This is a genomic window from Bacillus sp. EB106-04-04-XG123 (genome assembly GCF_058791855.1).
In genome coordinates this window covers 980,879-995,484 of record NZ_JBYTDZ010000001.1, presented here as the reverse complement: position 1 = coordinate 995,484, position 14,606 = coordinate 980,879, and the positions used below count along the sequence as shown (strand labels likewise).

Genomic DNA, 14,606 nt, shown 5'->3' with positions numbered 1-14,606 from the left:
AAGAAATAAAAAACATCAAAGGGGATTACAATGTTTAAAAAATGGAGCATTCTTTTATTCACAGTTTTTCTATTAGCAGGATGCGGCGAGAAGGCTGCAGAAACAACGACAACCGAAAAGACGGTTTCGACAATAAAAACAGAGCCTGCCACTAAAAACCAAGTAACCATCGAACAAATGAAACTCTCAAAAAAAGAAAAAAACTTACTAGAAGCAGCAACGACTAATGAAAAGGTGGCTCTAACACTGAAAGGATTAACGAAGAAGAATAAGAGTATTACGTTTATCGGGAGCCATTACAAAAATGGCCGATTAGTGAATAAGGAAGCATCATCTGCTACCTTTACTTTACACCAGAATGGAACCGACCAAACGGTGAATGTACTTCTTCAATTACATCATGAGAAAGATACATATGAATCACAATTTAGTATTTGGTCAGATAAAAAGAATGATGGGATGACAAAAGCGACATCAAGCTTTCCGTTCAAAGTAAGTGACTATGTATTTTCTGCACAACCTGAAACTGTCAAAGTTGCTTCTGGAGAAAAGGCTCTGATTGCGTATACAGCGGCGATGGGGAAAAACGGGGGTTCAACTATATTTGAAGAGATTGAGAAGAATCCAAAGCAAGCGCTGAAAAATAAGTCACATGCATACTTGTTTTATATCCAGCTAGATAAATAACTATCGTAATATATACGGAGAATATGAATTTTTTTGACGAAAAATCTTCATATTCTCTTGACGAATTGTTAAGAAAGTTGTAACATAATAAAAGTCAACGCGATGACGTTGCTTTTAAAAAATTGATGCGGGTGTAGTTTAGTGGTAAAACCTCAGCCTTCCAAGCTGATGTCGTGAGTTCGATTCTCATCACCCGCTCCAATACATAATTTTGTTTATAACGCAGTATTTCGTTTCATAGATAAACGAAGTGTTGCGTTTTTTATTATGTCAGTATAATGTGAAAAAGCACTGTCAGGTTACAGTGCTTTTTCAATGAGTTCATATTTGCTTTCTCCGCCATGTATTTGTACAAACATCTTCGTCAAGGATTGAATAAGAGCTTCACTCTTTTCCCGGGAAATAGATGGAGGGAAAAGGATGATTTGAAGAATGTTCTTTGTGTCTGGAGAAATATGTGCTGTACTTGCTTGAGAAAATAATCCATTCAGTCCTGCGCCGTCCTGCCATTCGATGTGACCAGCCTCATGTTTTGTCAGTGAAAGCGGTCCTTTGATGCGATCGGCATCTAATGTCAGGATGGGTAAGAAATATTTTAGTGAGAAAAATATCGACAAATCCTGTACGGAATTGGTCGAGTCAATAAATTGTTCCTTTTGGATATCAGAAAGAAGTGGAAGGAAAGGAACATCTTTTAAAAGATTCGTCCATTCTTTGATGGCTGGTACTTCTTCTAATACTTTATCTTCATATTCAAAAAATAAAGATTCTTGAAACAGGCGTAAGCGGCCTTTTAACATTTGAGGTGATGTACCAACTTCAATATGCGAATATTCAATCTGCCCAACATGGATAGACGGGTTTTGAGGATGAGAAATTTCCATATGTATCTTCACAGTGACTCACTCCAATCGGTCATGATACACTCGTATTATACTGAAAACAACAGAAGAAACAAAGAAAGGAGGTTTGCAAGGTGATTCATGTTGGAGAATTAAAAGAAGAATTGATTCAATATGCGAAAGAAATTGGTGTCGATAAAATTCGATTTGCAAGTGCCGATACATTTGATTCATTAAAGGACCGCCTCATCTTACATGAATCGTTAGGGTATTTGTCAGGCTTTGAAGAGCCTGATATTGAAAAACGAACAAACCCTTCTTTGCTGCTTCCGAAGGCCAAATCAATTGTTGCGATAGCGCTCGCGTACCCTTCCAAAATGAAAGATGCTCCTCGAAGTACAAAGGATGCGAGACGGGGAATCTTTTGCCGGGCTTCATGGGGAACAGATTATCATGTCGTGCTGAAAAAAAAGCTTGATATGCTTGAAGAATTTTTGCGGAGCAAGCATGTTGATATACGGACAAAATCAATGGTGGATACAGGAGAATTGTCTGATCGTGCTGTAGCAGAGCGTGCTGGCATTGGTTTTAGTGCAAAAAACTGTATGATTATCACACCAGAGTTTGGGTCTTATGTGTATTTGGCTGAAATGATTACAAATGTCCCGTTTGAGCCGGATGAGAAAATTGAAGACCAGTGCGGAACATGCAATAAATGTGTGGATTCGTGTCCAACGGGTGCACTAGTGAATCCAGGACAGCTTAATTCACAGCGATGCATTTCGTTTTTAACTCAGACAAAAGGGTTTTTACCTGATGAATTTCGTTCGAAAATAGGAAATCGATTGTATGGGTGTGATACGTGCCAAATCGTTTGTCCGATTAATAAAGGAAAAGACTTTCATCTGCATCCAGAAATGGAGCCGGACCCTGAAATTGCGAAGCCGCTGTTAAAGCCGCTTCTTACGATCAGCAATCGTGAGTTTAAGGAAAAATACGGTCATGTTTCAGGTTCATGGCGGGGGAAAAAGCCCATTCAGCGGAATGCAATTTTGGCACTTGCTCATTTTAAAGATACATCTGCCTTACCAGTGTTAATTGAGCTGATGCACAAGGACCCAAGACCGGTCATTCGGGGAACTGCTGCTTGGGCGATTGGCAAAATTGGCGATGATCAGAAGCTCCCAGAGCTGGAAAAGGCCCTTGAGCGAGAAAGTGATGAAGAAGCGAAAGAGGAGATTGTGAAAGGGATTGAGCTCCTGCAGACACCTTTAAATACTAAATAACATCCCTGTGAACATAGAATGAACCAAACAGAGATTTTAAAAAATGTTTGGTGGTGTCTGTGTGAAACAATTATTAGAGAAAACTTTAGAAGACAGGCTGGCGTATTTAATCAATGACCGTGCAATCAAGCAGCCGCAGCTTATGTCTGATGTGGAAGCAGTAGAGCGGAAAAAAGAGCTTTTTGCTAGAAGACAGGTTGAAATTGTGAAGGCGAAAGCAAAAACAAAACTTCTCGATTCATCCATTCAAGATGATGGGGCTCAGCATGTGCAGTATCTTGCTCATCTCACATATGTCTGCAAGGATGTAGACGATTCTTTTTATTTAGAGGAACAGGTGGAAAAAAGAGAAGCATTTCTTTATAACGACATGCTTGTCAAAGATCGGATGATGCTAGAAGAGCGGCAAAGGGAAGAGCTTATGGATGAGCGCTTTCAGACCGAAGAACAATTCGGCAGAGCTTTTCACTATGACCGGCGGGCAGCCGTGCAGTATGCGGAGACATACTGGAATAAGCGGAATCCAGCCTATAAAAATTTTGAAGATAACTGTACAAATTTTATTTCACAATGTTTGAAAGCAGGGAATGCGCCAACAAGAGGATATCCGAACCGCGGGTCTGGCTGGTGGGTGCGTCCGCATACGTGGAGCTATAGCTGGACGGTGGCTCATGCGATGAAAAATTATTTAGCGAATTCGAAAGCGGGTTTGAGAGCAAAGAAACTAAAGGAAGCGCACGAGCTTCAAATTGGAGATGTCATTTGCTACGATTTTGAAGGTGATGGAAGGTATAATCATACAACCATTGTTGTTGATCATGACAAAGGCGGAATGCCTCTTGTGAATGCACAGACGTATGACTGCCGCATGCGTTATTGGTCATACGAGGATTCGACCGCCTATACACCTGCTATTCGATATATGTTTTTTCACATTTTGGACGATGCCGCGAAAGGTAGTTAGTGGTATAATGTTGAGCGGAAAAGAAAATTAGAGGTGAACTTTTTTGGGACTTCATGTCGTTTTATATCAACCAGAAATTCCAGCTAATACTGGAAATATTGCGCGTACATGTGCAGCAACAAATACAACCCTTCATCTGATTCGTCCGCTTGGTTTTTCGACAGATGACAAAATGCTGAAGCGTGCAGGACTCGATTATTGGAAATATGCCAATGTGGTCTATCATGATTCACTTGATGAATTGTTTGAGGCTCATCCGAAGGGGCAATTTTTCTATATCACAAAATTTGGTCAAAAGCCGCATACGACATTTGATTACTCTCAGCTGGATGAAGACTATTTCTTCGTCTTTGGCAGAGAGACAAGTGGATTGCCAAAAGATTTGATTGAACAGAATATGGATCGTTGTCTTCGTTTACCGATGACAGAGCATGTTCGTTCCCTGAATCTGTCGAATACGGCAGCCATTCTTGTATATGAAGCACTTCGCCAGCAGCAATATCGCGATCTCATATAAGATCATGATAAGAGCCGAGATACTGATCTCGGCTTTTTTATGTGAGATAAGATACAGACAGATGAAAAATATGACTTAATTATACTTTTTTTGACATGTTAAAAAATAGGTAGTATGATAGATTGTGATGACGTTTTCAAAAAATGATGAATCCATTAGGAGGAGTAATGAGATGAAAAAGCTACTGATCACTAGTGCCATCAGCTCAGCAATTTTAATGGGGACGATTCCAGTCAGTATTCCAGGACTCTCTCAGACGCAGGAGATAGAAGCAGCGCAGCTATCAAAAGGGATTGGCGGGCGTACTTATATCAATAGTAACGGATCCATATTGGTCACAAAAATTCAGCTCCCTCCCGCAATGAGTGTGTCAAATGGTACAGCTTATATTTATTCTGGATTCACAGGTTCAAAGGAAGCGGATATTGGGCTTCAATACAGTCCAACCTATAATGTGTGGAAACCTACGATGAAAGTAGGAGCAAATAATCAAGAGACATATATCGAAGGAAAAAACGACTTTACGTATACAAAGGGATTTAAACCTGGAAGTACTGTTCAAATGACGATTTATAAAAATTTGAATGGGCATACAAGAGCGACGTTCTGGGGTACAAATAATGTTGGCTATACCGGCCGCATTATTACAGAAATTCAAAACTCAAACATTGGCGCTGTGACAAAGTGGAAACTACTGTCGACGGTAGCAGTAACTGACGATATTTATCGAAAAGACATCCGTGCGAACTTCTCTACTCGTTTTACTGACATCACATTGGATAATCGTGCCGTCACACCTGTAGTCGATACGCAAGACTTTACGAAGGTTCAGGTGTCGGGGAATACAGTGAATATGCAAGTTCTGAAAACAACGAACTAAATGAAAAAAGGATGTTCCGCCAATGGAACATCCTCAGCGTGTAGACAAACCCTCGCATTCGCCCGCAGGTCTGCGCTTCGGTGCTCACGAATGTCAAATTCGCTCCGCTCCGATGCTCGTCCTTCCTAGACTGCAAAGGTTTTCTATCACGCTGAAAAGAAGACAAAGGGCTAAAATCAAAATCATTTTAGCCCTTTGTCAACAATCTGAGGATGTTCCGCAAATGGAACATCCTTTTTTTCATTTCCCAGGCTTGCCTTCGTAGCCAGCAGTGAAAATGGATACTAAAAACGTAATGATGACGCCCATCATAATGACCGTTCTCATATAAGCTCCCCCTTATCCCTTTGTTCCGTTCGCTGCCTGTTTCATATGATGTGAAGTTCACCTTGAAAAGCAGGAGAAGAAAATCATTTTTCTCCTATTTTTCCTTTATTATGAAGGTTCTTGCGGATGGTTGTCAATTCAGTTTGCCAATTCGTCATTTTGAAGAACGAAAGCATGTAATAGGACGCCTCCGCATAGATTGTAAAACAGTATCTGATTTCTAGCTTCAATCTTGAAAGAGGAGGTTCATATGGATATTTTAAAGAAAATCGAACAGCACAGAGAAGAAGAGCAGCGTCTCAAATGGGAAGGCACATTCAGCGATTATTTAGACATTATTAAGGAAAATCCACTTGTCGCTCAATCTGCTCATTCTCGCGTTTATCATATGATTAAAGACAGCGGGATTGAAGAGGAGAATGGGGTCAGAACCTACAAATTTTTTGATCAGGAGCTGTTTGGGTTAGAGGAATCACTCGAAAGATTAGTGGAGGAATATTTTCACCCTGCTGCAAAGCGGCTGGATGTCAGGAAGCGTATTTTATTACTGATGGGACCAGTAAGCGGAGGGAAATCGACGCTTGTCACTAGATTGAAAAGAGGACTTGAAGAATATTCACTGACAGATCATGGCGCAGTTTATGCGATCAAAGGCTGCCCTATGCATGAAGATCCGCTTCATCTTATTCCGCAAAATTTGCGGGAGGATTTCTATAGAGAATATGGGATTCGTGTGCAGGGGAATTTGTCGCCTCTGAACATGATGAGACTGGAAGAGGAATATGGCGGTAGAATTGAGGATGTAAGGGTCGAGCGGATCTTTTTCTCAGAGGATAAACGGACCGGCATTGGTACCTTTAGTCCGTCTGATCCGAAATCTCAGGACATTGCCGATTTAACAGGAAGCATCGATTTTTCAACCATTGCCGAATTTGGATCAGAGTCAGATCCCCGTGCGTACCGCTTTGATGGAGAACTCAATAAAGCAAACCGAGGGATGATGGAGTTTCAGGAGATGTTAAAGTGTGACGAGAAATTTCTATGGCACCTCTTGTCATTAACGCAGGAAGGGAATTTTAAGGCAGGAAGATTCGCCTTAATTAGTGCAGATGAATTGATCGTCGCCCATACGAATGAAACCGAGTACCGGTCATTTATTTCAAATAAAAAGAATGAGGCTTTGCATTCAAGAATTATTGTGATGCCAATTCCTTATAATTTAAAGGTCACAGAAGAAGAACGCATTTATCATAAAATGATTTCAGAAAGTGATGTCTCAGATGTGCATATTGCCCCGCATACGCTGAAGGTAGCAGCAATGTTCTCCATTTTGACGAGATTGAAAGAGCCGAAGCGTTCTGATATTGATTTGGTGAAAAAAATGCGTCTGTATGATGGAGAAAGTGTCGAAGGCTTCCAGTCAGTCGACATTGATGAGATGAAAAAGGAATTTCATGATGAAGGGATGAGCGGAATTGACCCGCGTTATGTAATCAACCGAATTTCATCTACCATCATTCGAAAGAACATGGAATCGATCAATGCACTGGATGTCCTGCGCTCCTTAAAAGAAGGGCTTGATCAGCATCCATCTATCTCCAGCGAGGACAGGGAGCGTTATTTGAATTTCATCTCAGTCGCGCGAAAAGAGTATGATGACATTGCGAAGAAGGAAGTGCAAAAGGCATTTGTGTATTCCTATGAGGAGTCTGCGAAAACGCTGATGGATAATTACTTAGATAATGTCGAGGCTTATTGCAATAAAAACAAGCTGCGTGATCCATTAACGGGTGAAGAAATGAATCCTGATGAAAAGCTCATGCGTTCAATTGAGGAGCAGATCGGCATTTCTGAAAACGCCAAAAAAGCATTTAGAGAAGAAATTCTGATTCGTATTTCGGCTTATGCGAGAAAGGGAAAACGCTTTGATTATAATTCGCATGAGAGATTGCGAGAGGCCATTCAGAAGAAGCTGTTTGCCGATCTAAAAGATGTGGTGAAAATTACGACATCGACGAAGACACCGGATGAACAGCAGCTGAAGAAAGTCAATGAAGTAGTGGCTAGATTGATTGATGAGCATGGATATAATTCAACAAGTGCAAATGAACTTTTAAAATATGTAGGCAGTCTTCTGAATCGTTAATAAATGAAGGAGGCATTATTGGCGCATCAGCACCGGTAATGTCTTTTTTAGAAATGATCGTCAACTTGGATGACGAGCAGCATAGGATAAAGGAAGAATTGTGCAAATAGGTGAGGAGGGGGATGGATGTCCCGGCAAGAAAAAAGTCAGTTTATTGTGTCTCAGGAAGACTGGTCCCTCCATCGAAAAGGCTATGACGACCAGCAGCGTCATCAGAAAAAAGTCAAAGAGGCGATTAAAAACAATTTGCCGGATCTTGTCACAGAAGAAAGCATCATCATGTCGAATGGAAAAGATGTTGTGAAAATTCCGATCCGTTCATTAGATGAATATAAAATTCGGTATAACTACGACAAAAATAAACATGTAGGTCAAGGGGATGGAGACAGCGAGGTTGGCGATGTTGTTGCGCGTGATGGCTCAGACAGTAAGCAAGGGCAAGGAAAAGGGCAGGGCGCTGGAGATCAAGCTGGTGAGGATTATTACGAAGCAGAAGTCTCATTAATGGATCTCGAGGAAGCACTGTTTCGTGAACTGGAGCTGCCAAACCTCAAGCAAAAGGAGCTTGACGACATCATTGTCGAACAAATTGAGTTTAACGATATTCGCAAAACCGGGTTAACAGGAAATATCCACAAAAAACGAACGATGCTCTCGGCATTTAAACGAAATGCGATGACAGGCAGCCCTTCCTTTTATCCCATCTATCCGGAGGATATCAAGTATAAAACGTGGAATGAAGTGACCAAACCAGAGTCGAAAGCCGTTGTTTTGGCGATGATGGATACGAGCGGAAGCATGGGTCTTTGGGAAAAATATATGGCGAGAAGTTTTTTCTTTTGGATGACACGTTTCTTACGGACAAAGTATGAGACAGTCGATATTGAATTTATTGCTCACCATACAGAGGCGAAGGTGGTAGACGAAGAACATTTCTTCTCGCGGGGTGAGAGCGGGGGGACCATTTGCTCGTCTGTCTATCGAAAGGCACTAGAGCTCATAGACGAACGATACCCGCCGTCGCGGTATAATATTTATCCTTTTCATTTTTCTGATGGTGACAATTTGACATCAGACAACGCCCGGTGTGTGAAACTTGTTTCTGAGATCATGAAAAAAGCCAATTTATTTTGCTATGGTGAAGTGAATCAATACAACCGGCATTCTACGTTAATGTCAGCATACAAGCATATTCAGGATGAGAAATTTAAGCATTATATTCTGAAGCAAAAATCAGACGTTTTTCTCGCACTAAAAAAATTTTTTCAGCAGGAAGAAGTTCATTCATAACGAGCACATTTGAAAAAACCTTTCAGCATAAGGGCTGAAGGGTTTTTTGTGTGGAGAAGGAAGGGATCACCAGAAAAAAAGTAAAACTTTCTCTTTGACATTTCAATTTTCATTTATTAATATTTAATCTTGTTAAATATAAGTTTTTCAAAAAAGATGCCGATCGTCTTTTCTTCTTTTTCTGCTCCTTGCTCATAATTGAACAATAAATATAAATGGGCTGCACACCATGTTTCGGGCGGGGGTAGATCAAGGGAAAAAGACAGATTGTTGAGCTTGTTTCATATTCTGTCAGATGATGGGCATTCTAAGTTTGCTAAAGCAGATGACACTATATTTTTATACATGAAAGGAGAAACAAAACATGAACAGAGGGCGTTTATTGCTAACGAACATTATTGGCCTTATTGTAATTCTTGCCATTATTGCCGGAGGTGCTTATTACTACTACGAAAGCACAAACTTTGTCAAAACAGATGAGGCTAAAGTGACAGGTGACATGTATCAAATCACAGCACCAGCAGCTGGACAAATCAAAGGCTGGGATATCAACGAAGGTGACGAAGTGGAAAAAGACAGCACAGTTGCAAAAGTTGAAGGACAAACAAAAACAAACATTAAAGCAGTGGCTGATGGCACATTAGTCAAAAAAGAAATCCAAAACAACCAACAAGTGCAGCCTGGTACAGTTCTTGGTGAAACAATCGATTTAAGCAAGCTTTACATCACAGCAAATATTAAAGAAACAGATATTAAAAACATTGAAAAAGGCGATAAAGTCGACATCGTTGTAGATGGAGATCCTGATACAACATTTGAAGGAACTGTTGAACAAATTGGTTATGCGACAAACTCAACATTCAATATGCTGCCAGCAACAAATTCAAGTGGTAACTATACAAAAGTAACGCAAAAAGTAGCAGTGAAAATTTCTATTAAAAATCCATCAGACAAAGTACTTCCAGGTATGAATGCTTCTGTCAAAATTTCATCTTAATGATGATTGATATCAAAAAATGAAAGGAGGTTGTCTGAGATGGCAAATCAACCTGCAGCGACAAAACAGGGAGCAGGCTCCTTGTCTTTACTGATCATTTTAATGGCCGGTTTGTTCGTAGCGATTTTAAACCAAACGCTTTTGAACGTAGCTATGCCCCATTTAATGACAGAATTTAATGTGAGTGCAACGACGATTCAGTGGCTGACAACAGGCTACATGCTTGTCAACGGTGTGCTGATTCCGTTGTCTGCGTTTTTAATCACACGTTTTGGACAGCGCAGCTTATTCCTAGTGGCCATGATCTCATTTACACTAGGTACATTTATTTGCGGTATTGCGCCAAACTTTTCAACAATGCTCATCGGCCGTTTGATTCAGGCTGTCGGCGGCGGTATCTTACAGCCGCTCGTCATGACAACAATCCTTTTTATTTTCCCTCCGGAAAACAGAGGGAAAGGAATGGGGATTTTCGGTCTTGCGATGATGTTTGCTCCTGCAGTAGGACCAACATTATCTGGTTACATTATTGAACATTATTCTTGGCGTATTATGTTTTACGGACTTGTGCCAATCGGTGCAATTGTCATTATCGCGGCTTTCTTTATGTTTAAAAATATTGTAGAGCCTAAAAAAATCAAGCTGGACAGTCTTGGTGCGATTCTTTCAATCGTTGGTTTTGCTTCCCTTCTTTACGGAGTGAGTGAAGCAGGAAGTGATGGTTGGACAGATCCGATCGTCTTATCTACGATTATTATTGGTGCGATTGCGATTATTCTCTTTATTTTCCAACAGTTGAAAGTTGATAATCCGATGCTTGATTTCCGCGTATTTAAATACAGCATTTTCTCATTATCAAGTGTCATTAACATCATTATTACGGTTGCCTTATATACAGGGATGTTCTTACTTCCGATTTATCTGCAAAACCTCGTTGGGTTTACGGCATTGCAATCTGGGCTATTAATGCTTCCAGGGGCACTTGCGATGCTCATTATGTCCCCGATTTCAGGGATCTTGTTTGATAAATTTGGACCTCGTCCGCTTGCGATTGTGGGGATGCTCATTACCGTTGTCACGACATATGAGTTTACAAAGCTGACCATCGATACTTCTTATAGTCACATTGTGCTCATGTATGCAGTACGTGCATTTGGTATGTCACTTCTTATGATGCCGGTTATGACAGCAGGGATGAACCAATTACCACAGCACTTAAACAGCCATGGTACAGCGATGTCTAATACATTGAGACAAATTAGCGGTTCCATCGGTACGAGTTTGATCACAACGATTTATACGAATCGGACGACATTCCATTATTCCAATATGGCGGATCAAACAAATACAGCGGACCCGTTCTTTATGAATTCATTCCAGGCGGCTGTATCGAATGTGATGCATCATATGGGCATGACAGCAGAAGCTGCTCAAAAATATGTATCCACCCAGCTCTTTACGAAAGCACAGATCGATTCAAACGTGATGGGTATCAATGATGCTTACATGTGGGTGACATTATTCTGTGCGGCTGGTGTCATTCTCAGCTTGTTCCTGCGAGATGTTCGTAAGGATAAAAAGCGAAAAGAACAGCAGCATAAGAAACAAGAAATATCATTGCTTCCAGCACCTAAGGAAGCAAACCAAGATGCAAGATAAGTGTGGAGGGACCGTACATGAAAATTTATGTTGTATACGATAGTGAAGGTGACCATACAAAAGCACTTGCAGAAGCGATTGCAGCAGGCGCAGGTGAAACAGAGCAAGCTGAAGTATTCATTGATCACGTGAAAGATGCAGACATTCGCAAGCTTGATCAAATGGATGCGATCATTTGGGGCTGCCCTGGTCACTTTGGTACCATTAGTTCTGGGTTAAAGACATGGATTGACCGTCTTGGCTACTTATGGGCAGAAGGAAAACTAATCGATAAAGTCGGTGCTGTTTTCTGTACAACTGCTACAACACACGGCGGTTTAGAAATGACAATGCATAATTTGATTACCCCAATGTTCCACCAAGGAATGCTTGTTGTCGGCCTTCCTGGGAATGTTCCTGAGAATGCTTTATACGGCTCTTACTATGGAGCTGGTGTGACATGTCCGATCGATTCTGATGAATTGATTTCGACTGAAGGCATTGAACTCGGAAAAGCACTAGGAAGACGTGTAGCATCAGTCACTGCATCATTTAAGCGATAAGGAGAGGGTTCTTTTGGCGACGATTATTGTAGCGTTAGTAGCTGCTGTTCTAGTCATTATTGGATTAGTAGCGTTCAATGTCAGACACGCATCGGCCGATAAGGAAGAGATCAAAGAAGATGTCTCCAATCAGCCTGACGTGCCGCATAGCGAGCCAGAAGCTGTTGCGAGACCTGTAGAGCCTGAAGTTGAAAAAAAAGCGTCAGAGCCTTCTCAAACAGATGATGCTGCGGCTGGCGACGATTTCTATAGACAGGCGCTTCAAAAGTTTAAACAGCCAGAACCACCTGTCAAAGAAGAAGAACCAGAAACTAAAATGAATGATGATATGTATCGCTCTGCTTTACAGAAGCTAAAGCAGAAGGATAAATAAAAAGAGAACCTCTCATCAGGTTCTCTTTTTTTTATGCAACAAAAAAACCGCCGGCAGAAGCCGGGCGGTTTTCCTTCACTCTATAAAGTGCTAAAAGAGCAGATGCTCTTAAATTACGCTTTGTTAACGTTAGCAGCTTGTGGTCCACGGTTACCTTCAACGATTTCGAAAGAAACTGATTGACCTTCTTCTAAAGTTTTGAAGCCTTCGCCTTGGATAGCAGAGAAGTGAACGAATACATCGTCTTGACCTTCTACTTCGATGAATCCGAAACCTTTTTCAGAGTTGAACCATTTTACTTTACCTTCTAACATGAAATTTCCTCCTAAAGCGATCTTAACGCTTAAATTCACTATTCTTGCTCTTACACAAACTTCAAAGACGAAAACTCTTACAAAACTTTCTTCTTAAAGATGATACGAACAAAAATAATTACCTTTACTTTACCAGTGTTTGCGGGAAAAAACAACTGTTATACGAAAACTTTTTTAAAAATAATTAGCGCTAACAAATTGAGGAAAATGCCTATGTCAAATGGTCTTTTTTTCTCTCTGAAAAGCTCACTCGATTTCGGCCGGACTCCTTCGCTTTATAGAGCTCCTGATCAGCTATAATCGGTAATTGCTTAATGTCTGCACTAGTTCCATGAGAATAAGCACATCCGATTGATACTGTAGTGTGAATGGACAGACCGTTTTTTAAATAAATCGGCTGATCTGCTATTTTTTTTCGTAAGCGTTCTGCAATCTGCCATGTTTTTTCAATTGTACAGTTTGGTAGAAGGACAGCGAATTCTTCACCGCCAATCCGCCCAATATAATCAGAGCTTCTTGTGTTTTTAATCAGCCTTGTACCAATTTCTTTTAAAACGATATCTCCCTCATGATGCCCATATTGATCATTAATGGTTTTGAAGTAATCGATGTCTAGGTAAATAAGGGACATTTGATGGATAGGCTGCTTCAACTTCTTAGTAAAAGCATCACTTAATACCTCATCGAACTTCCGTTTATTTAAAACACCTGTTAAAAAGTCATAATGAGCTTGGAATTTATACAAATTTAACAGCTGATATGCTTTTGTTTGATGCTCAATGACATAAAAGTTAAACAATCCAGCAATATATGAGAAAATCCAATAAGTAGAATGCAGTTGAAATGATGTCTCATGCACGACCATGATAAACAGGCTTGTGGCCATCACATTACCAATCGTAAGGGATAACAGCATTTTCACAACATGATTCATATGACGCTCTGCAATCAAAAAAGAAGAAGCTGCGATAAACATCATGGAAAAAATATTGATGGAAGAAGCGATGTTGGCTTCAATTAATAACCGGCCAATGATGACAACAAAGGCTGCAATCATTGTTTGGACGATGCCTCCATAAAAGGCCGTTAAAATAAGGGGAATATGTCTTAAATCGATGATCGCTGGTCCTGTTTTAATAGAGAAGAACATTAAAAGGACACCGAGTAACCCAGAAAGCATGCCTTTGCATATTTGTCTGAGCAAGGTATCTTCTTTTTTTAGAAAATTCTCTTTAAACACAAGCATAAATAAATAATGGAAAGTAACAAGAATTGTTAAATTAATAAAGAGGTCTCTTAGCAAAATAGAATCACCTTTTTAAAATTACTAAAATTTGTTGCAAAAGAAAAGGGGAAAAAGGATAATTAATAAAAATTTTAGTGATGAGGAATTGAAGAAAATGCGAGGAAAACGCTTTCCAGATCAAACGGACTGGCTTTCTTTTTTTGAAAAAATGCCAGATGCCGGATTTGAAAAAGAAATGCCGGTTGAATATCAAGATTTGACGTTTCGGTTCGAGAATCAGGAGGAGCGATTTGTTGTGGACATGTCGCTTGCTATGCGGGAATTTACCTTAAAGGTCGTTCGAAAAAAGACCGAATCCGTTTTAGGCATATATGATTTTAAAACAGTGCAGCATGTAGAGATAAAAAAAGATCGGAAGGAAGAAAAGGAGCTGTTGCTGATATTAGAGCATCATGACGACTTCCTCACAACAATCGAAATCTCATTTTTACCTTCCTTTTGTCTCATGGTCAAAGAACATTTTTCTGGAGAATAAA

General features: G+C 40.3%; 15 protein-coding genes and 1 tRNA gene. 13 read left to right on the top strand and 3 right to left on the bottom strand.

Annotated features, from left to right (window positions below):
• Positions 1-30 precede the first annotated feature (30 nt).
• Both AC3WTB_RS05175 and AC3WTB_RS05170 read left to right on the top strand, forming a co-directional pair.
• Complete coding sequence (locus AC3WTB_RS05175) at positions 31-687, top strand: YgaN family protein (RefSeq protein WP_410558986.1); 657 nt, start codon at positions 31-33, stop codon at positions 685-687.
• 127 nt (positions 688-814) lie between these two features.
• A tRNA-Gly gene (locus tag AC3WTB_RS05170) sits at positions 815-888 on the top strand.
• A gap of 98 nt (positions 889-986) precedes the next feature.
• Here AC3WTB_RS05170 and AC3WTB_RS05165 read toward each other — a convergent pair.
• Positions 987-1,583 (bottom strand): hypothetical protein, encoded by a 597-nt coding sequence (locus AC3WTB_RS05165; RefSeq protein ID WP_260775584.1) that lies wholly within the window; start codon positions 1,581-1,583, stop codon positions 987-989.
• Positions 1,584-1,666: 83 nt separating this feature from the next.
• On the opposite strand from AC3WTB_RS05165, the gene queG reads away from it, so the two are divergent.
• The 10 genes from queG to AC3WTB_RS05115 all read left to right on the top strand — a co-directional run bounded on the left by queG (position 1,667) and on the right by AC3WTB_RS05115 (position 12,510).
• Positions 1,667-2,815, top strand: a complete 1,149-nt coding sequence (gene queG / locus AC3WTB_RS05160; protein ID WP_492333439.1) for a tRNA epoxyqueuosine(34) reductase QueG — start codon at positions 1,667-1,669, stop codon at positions 2,813-2,815.
• Positions 2,816-2,876: 61 nt separating this feature from the next.
• Positions 2,877-3,779, top strand: a complete 903-nt coding sequence (locus AC3WTB_RS05155) for an amidase domain-containing protein (RefSeq protein WP_251220729.1) — start codon at positions 2,877-2,879, stop codon at positions 3,777-3,779.
• Between the two features lie 43 nt (positions 3,780-3,822).
• Positions 3,823-4,296 carry a tRNA (uridine(34)/cytosine(34)/5-carboxymethylaminomethyluridine(34)-2'-O)-methyltransferase TrmL gene (gene trmL, locus AC3WTB_RS05150; protein WP_034282301.1) on the top strand — a complete coding sequence of 158 codons (474 nt, stop codon included), beginning with the start codon at positions 3,823-3,825 and terminating at the stop codon, positions 4,294-4,296.
• 172 nt (positions 4,297-4,468) lie between these two features.
• Positions 4,469-5,176 carry a YrpD family protein gene (locus AC3WTB_RS05145; protein ID WP_039177393.1) on the top strand — a complete coding sequence of 236 codons (708 nt, stop codon included), beginning with the start codon at positions 4,469-4,471 and terminating at the stop codon, positions 5,174-5,176.
• A 577-nt stretch (positions 5,177-5,753) separates the two neighbouring features.
• Positions 5,754-7,649: a PrkA family serine protein kinase gene (locus tag AC3WTB_RS05140; RefSeq protein WP_024425326.1), complete on the top strand. Its 1,896-nt coding sequence runs from the start codon at positions 5,754-5,756 to the stop codon at positions 7,647-7,649.
• Positions 7,650-7,775: 126 nt separating this feature from the next.
• Positions 7,776-8,939 (top strand): sporulation protein YhbH, encoded by a 1,164-nt coding sequence (gene yhbH / locus AC3WTB_RS05135; protein ID WP_034282299.1) that lies wholly within the window; start codon positions 7,776-7,778, stop codon positions 8,937-8,939.
• 364 nt (positions 8,940-9,303) lie between these two features.
• Positions 9,304-9,936, top strand: coding sequence for a biotin/lipoyl-containing protein (locus AC3WTB_RS05130; protein WP_039177397.1), 633 nt, complete (start codon positions 9,304-9,306; stop codon positions 9,934-9,936).
• Positions 9,937-9,975: 39 nt separating this feature from the next.
• Positions 9,976-11,595: a DHA2 family efflux MFS transporter permease subunit gene (locus AC3WTB_RS05125; protein WP_492333420.1), complete on the top strand. Its 1,620-nt coding sequence runs from the start codon at positions 9,976-9,978 to the stop codon at positions 11,593-11,595.
• A 17-nt stretch (positions 11,596-11,612) separates the two neighbouring features.
• Complete coding sequence (locus AC3WTB_RS05120; protein WP_024425322.1) at positions 11,613-12,137, top strand: NAD(P)H-dependent oxidoreductase; 525 nt, start codon at positions 11,613-11,615, stop codon at positions 12,135-12,137.
• 13 nt (positions 12,138-12,150) lie between these two features.
• Positions 12,151-12,510, top strand: a complete 360-nt coding sequence (locus AC3WTB_RS05115) for a hypothetical protein (protein WP_058838761.1) — start codon at positions 12,151-12,153, stop codon at positions 12,508-12,510.
• 113 nt (positions 12,511-12,623) lie between these two features.
• Here the strand turns inward: AC3WTB_RS05115 and cspB are convergent, their stop codons facing one another.
• Positions 12,624-12,824: a cold shock-like protein CspB gene (gene cspB / locus AC3WTB_RS05110; RefSeq protein WP_008349061.1), complete on the bottom strand. Its 201-nt coding sequence runs from the start codon at positions 12,822-12,824 to the stop codon at positions 12,624-12,626.
• A 211-nt stretch (positions 12,825-13,035) separates the two neighbouring features.
• Positions 13,036-14,127, bottom strand: a complete 1,092-nt coding sequence (locus tag AC3WTB_RS05105; RefSeq protein WP_260775600.1) for a diguanylate cyclase — start codon at positions 14,125-14,127, stop codon at positions 13,036-13,038.
• Positions 14,128-14,224: 97 nt separating this feature from the next.
• Here AC3WTB_RS05105 and AC3WTB_RS05100 point away from each other — a divergent pair, with 97 nt between their 5' ends.
• Positions 14,225-14,605, top strand: a complete 381-nt coding sequence (locus AC3WTB_RS05100) for a hypothetical protein (RefSeq protein WP_058838763.1) — start codon at positions 14,225-14,227, stop codon at positions 14,603-14,605.
• Position 14,606: the final 1 nt, after the last annotated feature.

What these genes read in the sequence shown, in the direction of transcription:
- AC3WTB_RS05130 (WP_039177397.1), top strand. Translation starts at nt 9,304, where the DNA reads ATGAACAGAGGGCGTTTATTGCTAACGAACATTATTGGCCTTATTGTA.
- AC3WTB_RS05145 (WP_039177393.1), top strand. Translation starts at nt 4,469, where the DNA reads ATGAAAAAGCTACTGATCACTAGTGCCATCAGCTCAGCAATTTTAATG.
- AC3WTB_RS05140 (WP_024425326.1), top strand. Translation starts at nt 5,754, where the DNA reads ATGGATATTTTAAAGAAAATCGAACAGCACAGAGAAGAAGAGCAGCGT.
- AC3WTB_RS05125 (WP_492333420.1), top strand. Translation starts at nt 9,976, where the DNA reads ATGGCAAATCAACCTGCAGCGACAAAACAGGGAGCAGGCTCCTTGTCT.
- yhbH (WP_034282299.1), top strand. Translation starts at nt 7,776, where the DNA reads ATGTCCCGGCAAGAAAAAAGTCAGTTTATTGTGTCTCAGGAAGACTGG.
- AC3WTB_RS05175 (WP_410558986.1), top strand. Translation starts at nt 31, where the DNA reads ATGTTTAAAAAATGGAGCATTCTTTTATTCACAGTTTTTCTATTAGCA.
- AC3WTB_RS05120 (WP_024425322.1), top strand. Translation starts at nt 11,613, where the DNA reads ATGAAAATTTATGTTGTATACGATAGTGAAGGTGACCATACAAAAGCA.
- cspB (WP_008349061.1), bottom strand. Translation starts at nt 12,824, where the DNA reads ATGTTAGAAGGTAAAGTAAAATGGTTCAACTCTGAAAAAGGTTTCGGA.
- AC3WTB_RS05100 (WP_058838763.1), top strand. Translation starts at nt 14,225, where the DNA reads ATGCGAGGAAAACGCTTTCCAGATCAAACGGACTGGCTTTCTTTTTTT.